The sequence below is a fragment of the Halorubrum sp. Ea8 genome (genome assembly GCF_002252925.1).
Classification (GTDB): domain Archaea; phylum Halobacteriota; class Halobacteria; order Halobacteriales; family Haloferacaceae; genus Halorubrum.
This window is the reverse complement of record NZ_NHPF01000081.1, coordinates 24,135-38,932: the sequence shown is the minus strand read 5'-3', so window position 1 is coordinate 38,932 and position 14,798 is coordinate 24,135. Positions and strand designations below refer to the sequence as shown.

At 70.9% G+C, this 14,798-nt stretch carries 16 protein-coding genes; 5 read left to right on the top strand and 11 right to left on the bottom strand.

Annotated features, from left to right (window positions below):
- Positions 1-4 precede the first annotated feature (4 nt).
- A complete protein-coding gene (locus DJ74_RS08865; protein ID WP_094527009.1) occupies positions 5-2,263 on the bottom strand; it encodes a hypothetical protein in 2,259 nt (752 codons plus the stop codon).
- 171 nt (positions 2,264-2,434) lie between these two features.
- Here DJ74_RS08865 and DJ74_RS08860 point away from each other — a divergent pair, with 171 nt between their 5' ends.
- Positions 2,435-2,827, top strand: a complete 393-nt coding sequence (locus tag DJ74_RS08860; RefSeq protein WP_094527008.1) for a hypothetical protein — start codon at positions 2,435-2,437, stop codon at positions 2,825-2,827.
- Between the two features lie 18 nt (positions 2,828-2,845).
- On the opposite strand, the gene hisE is transcribed toward DJ74_RS08860, so the two are convergent.
- The 3 genes from hisE to DJ74_RS08845 form a co-directional block, all read right to left on the bottom strand.
- Positions 2,846-3,175 carry a phosphoribosyl-ATP diphosphatase gene (hisE, locus tag DJ74_RS08855; protein ID WP_094521888.1) on the bottom strand — a complete coding sequence of 110 codons (330 nt, stop codon included), beginning with the start codon at positions 3,173-3,175 and terminating at the stop codon, positions 2,846-2,848.
- Positions 3,172-3,765: a pyridoxal 5'-phosphate synthase glutaminase subunit PdxT gene (gene pdxT, locus DJ74_RS08850; protein ID WP_094527007.1), complete on the bottom strand. Its 594-nt coding sequence runs from the start codon at positions 3,763-3,765 to the stop codon at positions 3,172-3,174. Before pdxT ends, hisE begins: the two co-directional genes overlap by 4 nt.
- An 83-nt stretch (positions 3,766-3,848) precedes the next feature.
- Entirely contained in the window at positions 3,849-4,013 is a 165-nt protein-coding gene (locus DJ74_RS08845; protein ID WP_094521886.1) for a preprotein translocase subunit Sec61beta, read from the bottom strand.
- Positions 4,014-4,160: 147 nt separating this feature from the next.
- Here DJ74_RS08845 and DJ74_RS08840 point away from each other — a divergent pair, with 147 nt between their 5' ends.
- Together DJ74_RS08840 and DJ74_RS08835 are read left to right on the top strand one after the other, a co-directional pair.
- The gene (locus DJ74_RS08840; RefSeq protein ID WP_008002506.1) at positions 4,161-4,430 is read left to right on the top strand and encodes a co-chaperone YbbN; all 270 of its coding nucleotides are present in this window, start codon (positions 4,161-4,163) and stop codon (positions 4,428-4,430) included.
- A 96-nt stretch (positions 4,431-4,526) separates the two neighbouring features.
- The gene (locus DJ74_RS08835) at positions 4,527-4,676 is read left to right on the top strand and encodes a 50S ribosomal protein L40e (RefSeq protein ID WP_094521885.1); all 150 of its coding nucleotides are present in this window, start codon (positions 4,527-4,529) and stop codon (positions 4,674-4,676) included.
- A gap of 460 nt (positions 4,677-5,136) precedes the next feature.
- Here DJ74_RS08835 and DJ74_RS08830 read toward each other — a convergent pair whose 3' ends face one another.
- Genes DJ74_RS08830 through DJ74_RS08820 form a run of 3 tightly spaced genes read right to left on the bottom strand, consistent with a single transcriptional unit; the run spans position 5,137 to position 8,391 of the window.
- A complete protein-coding gene (locus tag DJ74_RS08830; protein WP_094521884.1) occupies positions 5,137-5,754 on the bottom strand; it encodes a dolichol kinase in 618 nt (205 codons plus the stop codon).
- Positions 5,755-5,757: 3 nt separating this feature from the next.
- The gene (glyS, locus tag DJ74_RS08825) at positions 5,758-7,542 is read right to left on the bottom strand and encodes a glycine--tRNA ligase (protein ID WP_094527006.1); all 1,785 of its coding nucleotides are present in this window, start codon (positions 7,540-7,542) and stop codon (positions 5,758-5,760) included.
- Positions 7,543-8,391, bottom strand: coding sequence for a CBS domain-containing protein (locus tag DJ74_RS08820; RefSeq protein ID WP_094521882.1), 849 nt, complete (start codon positions 8,389-8,391; stop codon positions 7,543-7,545). It lies immediately after the preceding gene.
- A gap of 264 nt (positions 8,392-8,655) precedes the next feature.
- Here DJ74_RS08820 and DJ74_RS08815 point away from each other — a divergent pair, with 264 nt between their 5' ends.
- Positions 8,656-8,877: a hypothetical protein gene (locus tag DJ74_RS08815; protein ID WP_094521881.1), complete on the top strand. Its 222-nt coding sequence runs from the start codon at positions 8,656-8,658 to the stop codon at positions 8,875-8,877.
- Positions 8,878-8,978: 101 nt separating this feature from the next.
- On the opposite strand, the gene DJ74_RS08810 is transcribed toward DJ74_RS08815, so the two are convergent.
- The 3 genes from DJ74_RS08810 to DJ74_RS08800 form a co-directional block, all read right to left on the bottom strand.
- On the bottom strand, positions 8,979-9,884 hold the full coding sequence (locus tag DJ74_RS08810) for a ketopantoate reductase family protein (protein ID WP_094527005.1): 906 nt from the start codon (positions 9,882-9,884) through the stop codon (positions 8,979-8,981).
- Between the two features lie 90 nt (positions 9,885-9,974).
- Positions 9,975-11,273 carry a pyridoxal-phosphate dependent enzyme gene (locus DJ74_RS08805; RefSeq protein WP_094527004.1) on the bottom strand — a complete coding sequence of 433 codons (1,299 nt, stop codon included), beginning with the start codon at positions 11,271-11,273 and terminating at the stop codon, positions 9,975-9,977.
- On the bottom strand, positions 11,273-12,229 hold the full coding sequence (locus DJ74_RS08800; protein WP_094521878.1) for a succinylglutamate desuccinylase/aspartoacylase family protein: 957 nt from the start codon (positions 12,227-12,229) through the stop codon (positions 11,273-11,275). The genes DJ74_RS08805 and DJ74_RS08800 overlap by 1 nt, the downstream gene beginning before the upstream one ends.
- A 202-nt stretch (positions 12,230-12,431) precedes the next feature.
- On the opposite strand from DJ74_RS08800, the gene DJ74_RS08795 reads away from it, so the two are divergent.
- Complete coding sequence (locus DJ74_RS08795) at positions 12,432-14,549, top strand: caspase family protein (protein ID WP_094527003.1); 2,118 nt, start codon at positions 12,432-12,434, stop codon at positions 14,547-14,549.
- Here DJ74_RS08795 and DJ74_RS19625 read toward each other — a convergent pair whose 3' ends face one another.
- Positions 14,550-14,681, bottom strand: coding sequence for a hypothetical protein (locus tag DJ74_RS19625; RefSeq protein WP_254921630.1), 132 nt, complete (start codon positions 14,679-14,681; stop codon positions 14,550-14,552).
- Positions 14,682-14,798: the final 117 nt, after the last annotated feature.

Sequence of the window (14,798 nt, the reverse complement as noted above, 5' to 3'; positions counted from 1 at the left end):
TCGCCTACAGCTTCCCGGCGTTCCGCGCCTGCTCGACGCGCTTCGTCGCCTGCTCGACCCGCTTCCCGGTCGCGTTCGCGAGCCCGGGCGGGAGCCCCTCGCGCGCCGCCGCGAGTCGCTCCTCGATCCGCGCGATCCGGTCGAGCACGTTCGCCAGCTGACGCTCCGTCCCCTCGCCGTCGCCCTCGCGGGCGCGCTCCTCGGCCCGCTCCGCGGCGTCGACCGCGGCCGCGAGCGCGCGTTCGAGCCCGTTCACCGCGTTCGACGGGCCGCCGCCCGAACCGCCTCCGCCGCCGCTCGTCCCGCTCCCGCCACCTGTGTCGTCGCTCCCGTCGTCGTCATCGCCGTCTCCGTCGCCGCCCTCCGCCGCCGCGGCCGCGACCGCGGCGCGGGTCTCCTCGGCCACGTCGGCGACGTAGCCGGCGAGCGGGGCCGCCCCGGTCTCCGGGCGGTCGATCCGGATCGGCGAGCGCCCCTCGCCGTCGTCGCCGTCGCCCGAATCCCCGCCGTCATCGCCTTCCGAGCCCGGCGGGTCCGGGTTGACCCGGTACGCGCCGACCTCGTCGTCGGCGTCGCGGACCTCGGTCGTGTACGCGCCGCCGGCGTGGACGTAGGCCGCGTCGCTCCCGTCGATCGCGGAGTCGTAGATCCGACCGGCGAAGTCGTCCTCGATCGCCGTCCGCGTCAGGTCGACGTCGCTCTCCTCGTCCGAGAGCTCCACCTTCCGCGCGTCCTCGCGGGCGACGAGCGGGATCTCGCCGTCGACGCCGGCGGCCGTCACTGGCTCGTCAGCCGAGACCGTCAGCTCCTCGCTGTGCGGCGCCCGCCCCGCGCCGTTCACCGTCAGCCGGTGGTCGCCCTCGGGGACGCCGTTCGCGACCGCGATCCCGCCCGCGAACGTCGGGACCGCCTCGGGGTCGCTCTCGATCAGGACGAACGACTCGACGCCCGCGTCGGCCGTCGTCAGCCCCTCGCCGTCGGGGGCCTCGTCGGTCTCGGTCGCCCGCGTCACGCGGGCGACGACCGCGTCGAGCGCGCCCGCGGCGTCGCCGCCGACTTCCGCGTCGCCGGCGATGGCGTCGTATCGGTCGGCGAGCTCGGCGCGGTGGTTCCCGGCCGTGACATCGAGCGCGGGGTTCTCGTAGCGCGGCTGCTCCCACGGCACGCCGGTGGTCGTGATGTGGCTCGCGACGGCGTCCTCGACCGCCTCGGGGACGGCGAACTCGAAGCTGAGCTGCGGCCCGGTGAACGCCGATATCCCCTCCAGTTCGGCGCTCTCGACGAGTTCGTAGCCGACGACCTCGTCGACGGTCTCGTCCGCGAGCGCGTCCTCGCGGTCGGCGTGGCGGAACGCGATCCCCGTCTCCCGGAGCGGGAGGTCGCTCGGGGGCGACCGCAGGGCGTCGAGCGATCGGACGCTCAGCGCCCCGTCGACCAGCGACTCCTCGGTGACGGACGGGAGGTCTGGGTGCTCGTAGATCGGCTCGCCCTCGTACTCGGGGACGACGAAGGGGAGCCGGGCCCCCTCGTCGCGGGGGAGCCCGTACGCGATCGGGATCCCGAGGAGGTCCTCGACGGTGTCGATCGTCGTGTTCGTGATGTCCGCGAGCAACCCGTCCTCGCCGACCCGCTGGAACCGGTCGGGGATCTCGTTGACCGAGAGCGTGCTGGAGTGCGAGCCGAGCTCGGGGAGGATCCGCGGGACCACGTCGGGGTCGGGGTCGAGGAACTCGTTGTTCGGGACGCTCCGGGAGTGCGAGCTGGCGACGTACAGCTGGGGGTCGCCGGTGTCGAGGTCGACGAAGACGTGGAGCACCTCCCAGTCGTGCCAGTGGAAGTTCGCGGTGAACTGGTCGAACGCGGAGTAGAACCAGAACTGAACGACCGCGAGCGGGGAGTCCTCGTACCGGACCCCGTTGTAGAACACGGTGGGGTTCGGCGGCTCGCCGGCCTCGTCGTACCGCTCGTGGTAGCCGTCGAACGCCGCGAAGCCGTCGACCACCGTCTCGCCGTCCTCCTCGGTCGCGTACGGGCGCGGGTCCGTGGGGAACCACGGCTCCGCCGAATCGAAGTACAGCGTCGGCGCGAACCGGGCCGCGAGCTCGTCGAGCCGGTCCGACTCCACCCCGGCGGTCGCGGCGTCGTCCGCCTCGGAGCCGGAGCAGCCGGCGACCGCGGCGCTCCCGGCGCCCGCGAGCGCGCCGAGGACGGTCCGCCGACCGACGGTCTGCCGGTCGGCGTCCGGATCCGGCTCTCCGGTCACGGGCGGTCCTCCCCGCAGACCGAGGCCGTATCGATCGTCGCCGCTCGCGGCTCCTGATTCATTTCACTGATTTACGACCGTAGCGCCGAATAAGTCTTCTGACGCCAAGAGACATGCCGCTCGGATGCGCCCGGGAGAAGGTATTTGCGCCCGGACCCGTGACTCCTCGGTATGGACGGCAAGAAGGCCCTCTACTACGGGGCGATCGCGATCGGGGTGCTGATCGCCCTCTCCGTCGTCGGGACGATCATCTCCGTTGTGCTCGGAGTCACCTTCTGGGTGCTCACCTGGGCGATCCGGCTCGCCGTGCTGGCGGGGCTCGGCTACGCCGCGTACAAGGCGGGCTCGTGGCTGCTGAGCGACGACGACGCCGGGTCGTTCGACTCGATCGGCTCGGTGTCGTCGTCGTCCTCGACCGACGCCGGGAGTAATCGACAGGACCGCCTCCGCCAGCAGTACGTCGAGGGACAGATCAGCGAGGCGGAGTTCGAGCGCCGGATCGCCAGCGAGCTCGAGACGGAGGAGCTCGACGACATCGACCGCGAGCTGGAACGGGAGCGGTAGGCGGCGAGCAGTGGGCGGTCAGAACCGCTCGCGGAGCTCGCCGCGGAGGTCGTCGAGGTCGAGATCCTTCATCGCGAGCAGCACCAGCAGGTGATAGACGAGGTCGGCGCTCTCGGCGGTGAGCTCGTCGAGATCGTCGTCCTTCGCCGCGAGGATGGCCTCGGTCGACTCCTCGCCGATCTTCTCTAAGACGGCGTTCTCGCCCTTCTCGTGGGTAAAAAGCGAGGCCGTGTACGAGCCCTCGGGGAGCTCCGCCTTCCGGGACGCGATGGTGGCGAACAGCTCGTCGAGGACGGCCTCGGGCGGGGCGTCGGGGTCCTCTCGCGCGTCGGTCTCGGGGTCGCTCACGCGACCACCTCGCGATCGGGGAAGAAGGCGAGGTCGTGGATCCGCGGGTCGTCGGTGAGCTCCGGGTGGAACGCGGTGGCGACGACGGGGCCGTCGCGAACGGCCACCGGGCGGCCGTCGACGGTCGCGAGCACCTCGACGTCCGAGCCGACCTCGTCGATGAGCGGCGCGCGGATGAAGACGGCGTGGAACGGCTCGTCGAGACCGGTTACCGGCATCTTCGCCTCGAAGGAGTCCTTCTGTCGACCGAACGCGTTGCGGTCGACGGAGACGTCGACGAGTTCGAGCGCGTCGACGCGGTCGTCCTTCGCGTCCCGCGAGCAGACGATGAGGCCGGCGCAGGTGGCGAGCACGGGCTTCCCGCTCGCGACGTGCTCGCGGATCTCCGCGGCGATCCCCTCTCGGTGGATCAGCCGCGAGATGGTCGTCGACTCCCCGCCCGGCATGAGGAGCACGTCGCAGTTCGGCACGATCCCGGCGTCGCGGACCTCGACGACCTCGGCGGACTCGTCGTGAGCGGCCGCGGCGTTCCGGACGGCGGCGGCGTGCTCGGCCACGTCGCCCTGCACGGCGATGACGCCTGCTTTCATGTCACTCACTCGGTCGGGGACGGGCAAAAAGGGCGCGCTACCGGTCAGCCGGCGGGAAGTGTTCGAACGGAGACGTCGGACCGTTAGGCGACCGTCAGCGAGAGGATCTGCACGAAGACGCCGAAGAGGACGCAGAACGCGAGGACGGTCTTGGGACTCATCGAGATCGCGTTCCGGTCCTCGTTGTCGAAGTAGCGGACCAGTCCCGCACTGGACATCAGCCCGCCGGAGTTGGAGCCACTGCTCATACTCGTGAGTGACCCGCGCGGCGTTCTAAACGTTTCGCTCGCGGCCGACGAGCCTCGGCCGCGGCCGGCGAGCCGAATCCGACAGCCCCCGCGTATCGCCGAGTGGGAAACCCTTATGCGCGGTCCGCCGGTAGAACCGGTCGGATAATGACTGTTCGACTGCTGGATTTTCACGCTGACTGGTGCGGCCCGTGTAAGACGCAGGACCCGATCCTGGAGGAGATCCAGGAGGACCTCGGCGACGCCTTCGAGCTCCAGAAGGTGAACGTCGACGAGGAGCAGGACGTCGCCAACCAGTACCAGGTCCGCTCGCTCCCGACGCTGATCATCGAGAACGACGACGGCGTCGTGGACCGCTTCGTCGGCGTCACCCAGCGCGAGGACATCGAGGCCGCGCTGTCCGAGGCCGGCGCCTGAGGTTCGGACCGCCCGTTCGGTTTCGGCGGTCCGGGGTACCGCCGACCCGCCGCCGCGTCTCGCAACCTTTTACAGCGTCGCCGCGACAGTAGCCGTATGGCCAGCTTCGACGCCGCGGAACGCCGCAACCTTGACCGGCAGATCTGCATGCGCTGTAACGCCCGCAACGCCCCCGACGCGAAGCGCTGCCGCAAGTGCGGCTACAAGAACCTCCGCCCGAAGGCGACGGAACGCCGCGCGACGTAAGCGGTCGTCCCCTCATTCGTTCTCTGCGACCCGTTTGTTCGGTAGCCGCGGGTGCAATCTGTCTGGTCATCTCTCCGTTGATCGGGTATCGATCGTTGCTCTCGTTGACGTCGCGATGAACACCTCCAAAGCCCCAGCCGCTCGCTTATAAGTCGTTGTTGACGCGTTGAACACCTCCAAAGCCCCAGCCGCGAGGCGGGCGCANNCTGCGCCCGCCTCGCGGCTGCCCCTTTGAGTCCCGCCCCGCACCACGACCGCACCTCACGCCTCCCCAGCCTCGTCGGACCGGCGCGGTCGCGCCGGTCCGACTCCCTCGCGCGTGCGATTCGCGCCCTCCGGGCGCTCATCGGCACGCGCCACCGCCGCGTTTGTATATAAACGCCCTCTGCGTTCCTCGCTCCTCGCTCCTCGCTCTTCGCTCGTTGCCGAGCCGTGATCCGCGCCGTGATCCGCGCTGTGCCTACCCCACCACCGCGAGCGCGAGGAGCATCCCGCCGGCGGCGGCGGGCGGGATGGTGAGGTTGTCGTCGACGGCGACGCCACGGATTATCGGTGGGAGGCCGTCGGCGACCGCGGCGGGGGCGGCGCCCGCGCCCGCGACGACGACGCCGACGTCGGGGCCGAAGGCGGGGATGGTGAACGGAACGGCGAGCCCGAAGCAGACGAGGAACATCGCGACCCACGCGGCGGGCCGCTTCGCCTCGGTGGCCTCGTTGTCCCCCAGCGCGCCGCTGACGGGGTCGCCGACCGACAGCATCCACATCGCGGGGATCGCCAGGGTCGGCTCCAAGAGGAGGACCGCGCCGGTCATGCTCACCTGGTACAGCGCGTAGCCGGCGAGCGCGTCGGTCTCGTACTCCCGGGTGAGCTTCCGGTAGAGCCAGTGGTCGAGCCCGACGACGAGCCGGAGGAACTCCAGCGTGAGGACGACGGCGAGCGCGGCGAGGAGGAAGTAGCGCGTCTCCGTCCACGTGAACCAGCCGAGCAGGTACGGCACCGGGTAGAGGGTCCCCCCGGAGTGGACCAGCCGCCGCTCGAACTCCACGTCGGCCCGCCACTCCGCCGCCGGAAGGGGCACGGGTCAGTTGGTCTCGACGTCCGTCTCGACGCTCTGGTACCGGTCCCGCAGCGCGTCGAACGACTCGCCCGCGCGGAGCGCGGCCAACTCGCCGGCCAGGTCGTCGGCGGGGACCCGGACCTGCGCGGCCGAGTCGCGCTCGCGGACGGTGACGGTGTCGGGGCCGCCCCCCTCGATCCCGTCGCGGTCGATCGTGACGCAGAACGGCGTTCCGACCTCGTCCTGGCGGCGGTAGCGCCGCCCGATCGAGCCGGAGTCGTCGTACGCCACCGCGAGGCCGGCCGCGCGCAGGTCGCCCGCGACCCGGTCCGCGAGGTCGACGAGCCGGTCGTCGTTCGTCACCAGCGGGAATACCGCCGCGTCTTGGGGCGCGATCTCGGGCTCCAGCGAGAGGTACGTCCGCGCCTCGTCGTCGACCTCGTCCTCGCGATACGAGTGCGCGAGGAGCGTTTGGACGGTGCGGCCCACGCCGAAGGACGGCTCGACGACGTGCGGGGTGATGTGCTCGCCGCTCTCGGTGGTCTCCTCGACGGCGAAGTTCGCGACGTCGACGTCGACTTCATGCCTTTCACCGTTCACGTCGACCGCGACCGTCTCGCCGTGGAAGGCGTCGGGGTCGCGCTCGGCGAGCGTCTCCAGCGCCGCGGCGACCGCGCCGGCGTCGCCGCCGAACTCGGGACCGAGGACCGACATGTCGGGGTCGACCGTCGCGCGCTCGACCGTCTTCGGCTCGTCGTAGCGCTTGAACACGGTGAACGAGTCGTCGCCGTACTCGCCGTGCTTCGAGAGGTCGTAGTCGGAGCGGTACGAGAAGCCGGCGATCTCGATCCAGTCGCTGTCGACCTCGCTCTCGGCGTCCCAGCAGTCGGCCGCGTAGTGGGCGCGCTCGCCCGCGAGGTGCTGGCGGAACCGGAACCGGTCGGTGTCGACGCCGACGCGCTCGTACCACGCCTTAGCGACGCCGAGGTAGTAGCCGACCCACGGGGAGCCGATGACGCCCTCGTCGACCGCCTCGCCCACCGTCGTCTCGACGTACTCGCCGTCCTCGGCCTCCTGTTCGGTCGCCGGGTACAGCCGGACGTCGACGTCGCGGACGCGGTCCAGCGGGGGTTCGTCCTCCTCCGGGTCGATGAACTGCTCCAGCTCGGCCTGCGTGAACTCGCGCAGGCGGAGGAGCCCGCCGCGCGGCGAGATCTCGTTGCGGTAGGCGGGCCCGATCTGGGTGATCCCGAACGGGAGGTTCCCGCGGGCGTACTCCTTCAGCCGCGGGAACTCGACGAAGATCCCCTGGGCCGTCTCCGGCCGGAGGTAGCCGGGCTGGCCGTCGCCCGGGCCGATGTCGGTCGCGAACATGAGGTTGAAGTCCTCGACGGGTTCGCCGGCGAGCGGGGTGCCACAGGAGGGGCAGGCGATCTCGTTGTCCGCGATGAGGTCCTCGACCTCGTCGCCGGGGAGCGCCTCGGCGTCCTCGATCTCCGTGACGGCCTCCACGAGGTGGTCGGCGCGGTGGGACTCGCCGCACTCGCCGCACTCGACGAGCATGTCGTCGAACCCCTCGAGATGGCCGGACGCCTCGAAGACGGCCTCCGGCATCACCGTCGGCGCCTCGATCTCGCGGTTCCCCTCGCGGATGGTGAACCGGTCGCGCCACGCGTCCTCGAGGTTCCGCTTCAGCGCCGCGCCCTGCGGACCGAACGTGTAGAAGCCGGCCGTCCCCCCGTACGCGCCGTTCGAGCCGAAAAAGAAGCCCCGTCGCTTCGCCAGTTCGACGAGGTCGTCCGCGGCCATCTAGAGGCCCTCCAGCAGGTCGACGTCGCGCACGATACCGTTGAGATCGGTCCCGTTGACCAGGGGAACCTGCTCGATGTCGTTGCTGATGAGTTCCTGTGCGACCTCCTTCGCCGTCCGGGTGCCGCTGACCGTGACGAGGTCCTCCGTCATGAAGTGGCGCGCCGCCTCCGCCGGGAGCTCCACGTTGCGGGTCGGGAGGTAGCGCGCGCCGGTGGCCTTGATACCCTCCCAGGACCACTCGGAGTCCTGTTCGGCGATCGAGTCGCCCGTGCTCGCCTCGCCCTCGACGACGCGGGCGACCTCGAGAATGTCGACCTCGGTGAGCATGCCGGCGATCGCGGCGTCGTCGTCGAGCACGACCGCGTAGGGGACGTTCGCGAGCCCGATCTCACGCTCGGCGACCGGCAGCGGGGTCTCGGTGTGGGTCGCGTTGACCGCCTCGGTCGCGAGTTCGCCGACCTCGGTGCCCCCGTTGATCTCGCCGCGGGCGATCGCCCGCACCACGTCGGTGACGGTGAGGATGCCGACGAGCTCGTCGCCGTCGACGACGGGGAGGCGGCGGGAGCGCTCGGCGACCATCGTGGCCGCGGCATCGACGAGGTCCTCGTCCGCGCCGATCGTCGGGACCTCCCGCATCAGCAGCGCGAGCTGGTCTTCGTCCGGCTGCTCGATGAGGTCGTCGCGAGTGACGAGGCCGCGGTACACCTCGTCGCCGTCGACGTCCTTCACGACGGGGACCGAGGAGAAGCCGTACTCCTGGATGTACTCCAGCACGTCGTTCCGGCTCCCGGGAATCTCGACGACGACGAGATCCGACCGCGGCGTCATGGCGTCTGACACGTTCATGCACCGTCTTTCAGCGTGGCACCTCTTGTATACTGCGAAGGTGGTCGGAGACGGCGCGGCCGCGGGTCGGCGCTCGAACGGCGTCACGTATCCGACAACTATCCGACCGATCCGTCGGATCGACGCCCGACCGGCGCCCCGGGCCGTCCGATCGACGGTTCTATCCCGGATTCGCCGTCGATCCGCTCGATCGAACCGGGAATTCGCCGACTGCGGTCGGCTTCGGTTCGGAACGCTTATACGTACTGTGAACAATTGACAATCATGTCACGGAGTTCCACTCCTTGGGACGACCCGGACCCCGATCACCGTCGGACCGCGCTGCCCGCGGACCCGACGCTCGACGCCGACGATTCGCCGGACATCATGGCGTCGATCGACTCGTCCGCGTCGCGATCGGAGCTGGTGATCGCGGACGTCTCGCGGGAGAACGCGTGGGTCTCGGTCGACGAGACCGACGCGACCGTCCTCGAGGAGTGGTGCTGACTCGGTAGTCGCTCGACGGTATCGACGGCCTTCCGGCTGTCCCGCGCCGCCCCGTTCACCAGCGACTCCCGGCCGCAGTCACGCGGATTCTCGGATATTTTTCACGCGGATTCCCGGAGCCCTTCGCCCAGTTCCCACGCGCGGATCAGCGACGCGATCGTCCGACACGTCGGCGTCGCGGCCCCGAAGCGGTCGGCGCGGTCGGCGACGGCGCCGTAGATCGCGTCGACCTCGGTCCGACGCCCCGCGGCGACGTCCTCGTGCATCGACGAGCGGTTGGCCGCGGTTTCGTCGGCGACGCGCTCGACGGCGGTGACCGCCTCGTCCTCGCCGAGATCAACGCCGTCGGCGCGCGCGACGCGGGCCACCTCGCGGGCCGCCTCGCGCGCCACCTCGCCGCCCGGCCCGTCGAGCGTCGCGCCGTTGGTGAGGCGCGCGAGCGCGGAGGGGCCGTTTATCCCCGCGTTGACCGCGAGCTTCTCGTACCGGCGTCGGGGCATGTCCGCGGCGACCGTCGTCTCGATCCCGGCCTCGTCGAACGCGGCACCGACGCGCTCCGCGAGGGGGTCCCGACCGCCGGCGAGCGAGCCGACGACGACCTCGCCGATCCCCGTACACGTCACCCGTCCGGGCTCGGCGAGCAGGGCGCCGTAGCTCGCGGTGCCGGCGAGCACGGTCGGGTCGAGCGCGGCGACGAGCCGATCCTCCGTGAGCCCGTTCTGCAGCGAGCAGACCGCGTCGTACTCGCCGGTCGCGAGCGCCCGCGCCGCCGCGTCGGTGTCGTACGCCTTCGTCGTGACGACGGCGAGATCGGCAGCGCGGTGCGTCCCGTCGGTGAGCGCCCGCGGACGGACGCGCTCGTCGATCTCCCCGTCGATCCGGAGCCCGTCCTCCCGGATCCGCCGCATGTGCGGGTCGCGCCCGACGAGGGTGACGTCGTGGCTCCGGGCCAACAGCCCGCCGATCAGGCTGCCGAGCGCGCCGGCGCCGTAGACGAGGACCTCCATGTGGGGTCCCACGGGGCGCGACTGAAAAGGCGTGGCGGTGGCGCGGGCCGCCGACCCGCGAACTCGCCGCTCGTCAGAACTCGCCGCCCGTCACCCTTTCAGCCCGCTCCCGGTCAGGGGGACGACGACGTCGTCGTCGGCCGCGAGGGTCCCGCGCTCGCGGAGCGCCCGGAGCGCGGCCGGCGCGACGGCGCAGGTCGGCTCGGTGTAGAAGCCCGCCCGGTGGAGCCGGTCGAGCTCGCGCTCCGCCGCCGACTCCGTCACCGCGAGCGCGTCGCCGTCGGTCTCGGCGACGGCGTCGAGGATCTCCCCTTTCCGAACCGGCTCCGCGATCTGGATCCCGTCGGCCGCCGCGTTGACGCGTCCGTCGGGGTGGGCGGCCTCCGGCCCGTGCAGCTCCCGGACGATCGGGGCGACGCCGGCCGCCTGCGCGCCGAACAGTCGCGGGACCGAGTCGATCCAGCCGGCGCGTTCGAGCCGCCGGAACCCCCGGTACGCGCCGAGGAACAGCGTGCCGTGGCCGAGCGGCGTGACGACCGCGTCCGGGGCCTCCCAGCCGCGCTGGGCGGCGATCTCGTAGGCGACCGTGGCCGTCCCCTCGAAGAAGGCCGGGTTCCAGGCGTGGCTGGCGTACCACGCGGCGGCGCCGGGACCTCCGCCACCTTCGCCCGCGTCGCCCTCGCCGTCCTCACTGCCCGCGTCGCCCTTGCCGCCTCCACCGAGCGCGGCGACGCAGGCGTCGGTCACGTCGCTCCGACCGCCCTCGATCCGGACCGGATCCGCCCCGGCGCGGCGGATCGCGCGGAGCTTCGACTCCTTGACGTCGGCCGGCACGTACACCGCGGCGTCGATACCGGCCCGGGCCGCGTACGTCGCGATCGCCGCGCCGGCGTTGCCGGACGAGTCCTCGACGACGCGGTCGACGCCGAGCTCCCGGGCGCGCGTGAGCGTCGTCGTCGCGCCCCGGTCCTTGAACGATCCGGTGGGGAAGACGTACTCCAGCTTGAACTCGGCGTTCCACTCCGCTCCGTCGGGCCCGGTGTCGCCCCGCGAACCGTCCGATTCGCCTCGCGGCCCGTCGGCGTCGACGAGCGGGGTCATCCCCTCGCCGAGCGTCACCCGGTCGGCGGGGTCGTCGCCGACGGCGAGGAACGCCGCGAACGCCCAGAGCCCGTCACCGGCTGGGAGGGACTCGCCCGCTTCGGCGTCCGGGGCCGGGCGATCCGGGATCGGCGGGTCGGCGAAGTTCAGGGGGGCGCCGCACTCGCAACGCCACCGGTCGGCGACGGTCCGACCGCACTCGGGGCAGGCGAGTCGCTCGGGGGCGTCGTCTCCTCCCGGGCTCGCTTCCCCCGCGTCCGGTCCCGTCTGGTCGTCGTCGGTCCGCATCAGTAGCGGTCGACGTTGGTGCCGACCGAGCAGACGTACTCGCCGGCGGCGACCTGCGGGAGCCGCCTGGTCCGCCAGAAGATCCCGTCGGCGTCGGCGGTCACGCGCCCTTTCAGCTCGCCGAAGGTGTCCGTCACTTCGAAGAGGGCGTCGCCGGCCTCGACGCGCTCGCCGAGGTCGCGCTCGAATCTGACGAGCCCGCCCGCGGGGGACCCGTACTGGTCGAACCCGCGCGCCCGGACCTGCCGTTCGACGTCGGCGCCGCCGTCGAGGAAGCCGTAGTGCCGGAGCACGTTGAACACCCCATCGACGCCGTATCGGATCGACTCCTCGTCCCAGCCGACGGCGCCGCCGAGCTCGGGGTCGATCGTCGGGATCCCGTGCTCCGGCCCGGCCCGCGCGAGCTGACCGTCCGGGCCCTTGATGTCGAGGACGTGCCCGCAGCCGAACACCTTCGCGAGCTCCAGGCAGTCGCCGTGGAGGTGATGGCGAATTCCGCACCGCACCCGCGTCTCGTTTATCATCCGGCTGGTCGATCCCTGGTGGAGGTCTAAGATGAGGTCCGCGCGCTTCGCCGCCTGGAACGTCGCGTGGGCGATCCGCTCGCTCGTCGTCCCGTCCTCGTCGCCGGGGTACCCCCGGTTCATTTTCCGGTCGTCGATCGGGTTCCGATGCTCCGCGACCTGAAAGCCGAAGTAGTTGACGATGCCGACGACGAGGACCGCGCCGGACAGCTCCGTCGGGTCGATCCGCGGGACGACGCGGTTGACGACCCCGAGCCCGTTGAGCTCGTCGCCGTCGCTGACCGCCTGCACGTACAGCGTCTCTCCGTCCGTCGCGCCGTTGATGACGGCGACCGGCAGCCGCACGGGGCTCCCGTCCCGCGTCTCCCCCACTTCGAGACGGCCCGTGTCCGTCTCGCCCGGCGGGGCGCGGGCCGTTCCAAGCGTGATCATTACGCGAATGTGGGTCGGGCGCCCCTTTATCCGTTCGGTCCACGGCGATTCACCGACACAAGCTTTATCGCCGTCTCGGTCAACAAACCGGTACCGAGCGCCGCGTTCGCCGGGCGCCCGGGACCGGCACGCGCTCCGTCGCGCCGGACCCGCCCCCGGCGATCCGGCACCCCGGCCGGCGGTCGGGTGCGGTCCCACACACATGAGCATCGACATCGACCCGCTGTCTGCCGACGCCGGACTCACGGTCACGGACCACATCGAGAACACCCAGTTCGAGGTGTACACCGACCGGGCGGTCGACCCGGTCGCGACCCCCGAGCAGGCGCACTACTTCCCGGTCGACGCCAGCGTCACCGTCGAGACCGCGTCGGTCGAGATCCCCCGGGTCACCATCGTCGAGACGCGCGCCGGCGACGGGACCCTCCTCACTCGGGGCGACTCCTACGCGATGCCGTCGGACCAGTACCATGTCGGGATCGACCCCGCGCCGACCAAGTTCTACCTCGCCTTCGAGTCCGGCTTCTCGGTGTCGACGACGGACCGAACCACCCGGATCGACCTCGACGCCCCCGTCGAAGTCGCGCTCGGGTTCCGCTCGCTCCACCAGGTGCCCGCCGGGACGATCGAGACGCCGACCGACCCCGAGTCGCTGATGGACGCCGTGTCGCTGCTGGGCTCCGCGCTCCAGACGACGAGCCCGGAGCGGTCGTTCCCCACCCTCCGGGGGCACCCGCCGCTGATCGAGGCGGGCGACGAGCTCCGCGTCCCGGACCGGATCGAACCGCCCGACTCCGGGGTCCGGATCGTCGTGCCGCCGACCTACGAGCACCTCTACCCGATCGTCTCGCTGGCGTACTACTTCGCGGCCGACGTCGTCCCCGGGGACGCGCCCCGGATCGAGGGCGACGGTTGGAGCCACCCGCTGGAGCCGGACTTCGAGCGCCGGGCCGCCGAGGCGCTCCGGCAGTCGTTCCACTTCGACTGCCTCGCCCGCACCGAGGGGTTCTACCCGGTCGACCTCCACGAGCGCGAGACGACGGACCTGGACCTCGACTGGGGCCGCCTGTACGACCTGCCGCTCGCGGAGCGGCTGGGCGAGTACCTCGACGTACCGTTCCGGCGGGTCGAGCCCGAACTCCCGCAGTGGACGCTGACGACCGACGTGCGCCCCGATCCCGAGAACGTCGAGATGCTCCCGTTCGTCGCCGGGGAGCTGTCGGTCGTCCGGTCTCCCGAGACGGTCACCCCGGTGACCGCGGGCGAGGGCGGCGGCGTCGGGCTCTTCCGCGGTTCGGGCGCGGACGTGACGCTGAGCGCGGCATCACTTGGTCCCGACGAGTTCGTTCGCGGTTGCGCCGGGACTGAGCCCGTCCGCGGCGCCGACGCCTCGACCGACCGCAGCGCGGTCCCCGCGGACGCCGACTTCGTGCAGCCGGAACCGGTCGACACCGTCGAGCACGCGTGGGTCGGCGAGGGGGTCCCGCTCGACGCCAACAAGGCCACCCTCGACGCGTACTACCGCCGGCTGGAGGCCGGTCAGGTCGAGCAGTCGCGGATCTCGGTGCTCGTCGTCTGCAACGACGAGCAGATGCGCGAGGAGGGCGAGGTCGCGGACCTGTACGGCCTCCGCGACATGGTCCAGTTCGACATCGAGGTGCGCCACGACCTCACCCGCGCGGAGATGCGCGACGTCCTCGAGTCCGACGTCGACTTCCTCCACTACGTCGGCCACGTCGACCACCGCGGGATGCAGTGTACCGACGAGTACCTCGACTTGACCGACGAGGACCTCGACGTCGGCATCAGCGCCTTCCTGCTCAACGCCTGCCAGTCGTACCGGCAGGGCGAGGCGCTGGTCCACCGCGGTTCCCGCGGCGGCATCGTCACGCTCTCCGACGTGGCGAACTCCCCCGCGACGCAGCTCGGTCGCATCATCGCCCGGCTGATGAACGGCGGCTTCAATCTCCGGACCGCGCTGAACGTCGCGAAGCGCGAACTGATCACCGGCTACCAGTATATCGTCGTCGGCGACGGTGGGACGACGATCTGTCAGAGCCAGAGCGGGACGGCTGCAGTCGTCGAGGTGCACAACGGTGGGCCACCGTGGGACTTCTCGATCAAAACGTACCCGAACGGCCCTTACGGCGTTGGAACGCTGACGACTCCGAACACCGGATCGGATACGGCTAACTACTACGTCCCGAGTAATATCGATCTGCAAAATGTACGTGAGTCGGAACTCAAGACGTTTCTCAATCTTGAGGTGCTTCCGGTCTTTACCGAATCGGGACTCGTCTGGAGTGACGAATTCGACTGATTACGGCCCGGCGGTCGACGAGAGGGCGCCCGCCGCCGCGGGCGCCGCCTGCGTCAGCAGGAGGAGCGCGGTGAACAGGACGCCGGCCATCTTCGGGTGCTCTGCCACGTATTCTGCAACACTTTCGTGCATATTACACAAGATATCGCATGTAATTAAATCACACATTATTGTGCGCCAACCATTTCCTGATATTTGAATACTCAAGAGTTATAAACAAACTCGGCAACGATCGAGCCGATCGGCGCC

What these genes read in the sequence shown, in the direction of transcription:
- DJ74_RS08800 (WP_094521878.1), bottom strand. Translation starts at nt 12,229, where the DNA reads ATGATCACGCTTGGAACGGCCCGCGCCCCGCCGGGCGAGACGGACACG.
- DJ74_RS19625 (WP_254921630.1), bottom strand. Translation starts at nt 14,681, where the DNA reads ATGCACGAAAGTGTTGCAGAATACGTGGCAGAGCACCCGAAGATGGCC.
- DJ74_RS08815 (WP_094521881.1), top strand. Translation starts at nt 8,656, where the DNA reads ATGTCACGGAGTTCCACTCCTTGGGACGACCCGGACCCCGATCACCGT.
- DJ74_RS08835 (WP_094521885.1), top strand. Translation starts at nt 4,527, where the DNA reads ATGGCCAGCTTCGACGCCGCGGAACGCCGCAACCTTGACCGGCAGATC.
- DJ74_RS08805 (WP_094527004.1), bottom strand. Translation starts at nt 11,273, where the DNA reads ATGCGGACCGACGACGACCAGACGGGACCGGACGCGGGGGAAGCGAGC.
- glyS (WP_094527006.1), bottom strand. Translation starts at nt 7,542, where the DNA reads ATGGCCGCGGACGACCTCGTCGAACTGGCGAAGCGACGGGGCTTCTTT.
- DJ74_RS08860 (WP_094527008.1), top strand. Translation starts at nt 2,435, where the DNA reads ATGGACGGCAAGAAGGCCCTCTACTACGGGGCGATCGCGATCGGGGTG.
- DJ74_RS08820 (WP_094521882.1), bottom strand. Translation starts at nt 8,391, where the DNA reads ATGAACGTGTCAGACGCCATGACGCCGCGGTCGGATCTCGTCGTCGTC.
- DJ74_RS08840 (WP_008002506.1), top strand. Translation starts at nt 4,161, where the DNA reads ATGACTGTTCGACTGCTGGATTTTCACGCTGACTGGTGCGGCCCGTGT.
- DJ74_RS08810 (WP_094527005.1), bottom strand. Translation starts at nt 9,884, where the DNA reads ATGGAGGTCCTCGTCTACGGCGCCGGCGCGCTCGGCAGCCTGATCGGC.
- DJ74_RS08795 (WP_094527003.1), top strand. Translation starts at nt 12,432, where the DNA reads ATGAGCATCGACATCGACCCGCTGTCTGCCGACGCCGGACTCACGGTC.
- pdxT (WP_094527007.1), bottom strand. Translation starts at nt 3,765, where the DNA reads ATGAAAGCAGGCGTCATCGCCGTGCAGGGCGACGTGGCCGAGCACGCC.
- DJ74_RS08845 (WP_094521886.1), bottom strand. Translation starts at nt 4,013, where the DNA reads ATGAGCAGTGGCTCCAACTCCGGCGGGCTGATGTCCAGTGCGGGACTG.